We start from the raw sequence: 276 nt of genomic DNA, 5'->3' as shown, positions 1-276 counted from the left end.
CCGGCAGCTATGTGAGGCGCTTCGAGGGCAAATCGTACCGCTGCCCTTGTTTTGGCAGCACATGCCGGCCGCACAGGAATTCGCAGATGCGCCGCTCGATCCGGAACAGGTTTTGATCTGGAGGGTGACGAAGAGTCTTGCAGACTATCACGCCGCCTGCGGCGTCGGGAATAAATAGCAATCAGAATCAAGACAGGAGGAAAAATCGATGACGGAATTGAATGGGAAGATCGCGGCGGTCACGGGTGCTGCGTCCGGAATAGGGCTCGCTTCGAC

The 276-nt window shown here is 57.2% G+C and carries 1 pseudogene; it reads left to right on the top strand.

Features of this window, described 5'->3' with window-relative positions:
• Positions 1 to 178, top strand: a pseudogene (locus EOD29_RS31585) (class II D-tagatose-bisphosphate aldolase, non-catalytic subunit); the annotation flags it as partial.
• Positions 179 to 276 lie beyond the last annotated feature (98 nt).

This window comes from Mesorhizobium sp. M1A.T.Ca.IN.004.03.1.1, from assembly GCF_003997555.1.
GTDB lineage: Bacteria > Pseudomonadota > Alphaproteobacteria > Rhizobiales > Rhizobiaceae > Mesorhizobium.
The sequence above is the reverse complement of the archived record's forward strand: the minus strand, read 5'-3'. Positions and strand labels throughout refer to the sequence as shown.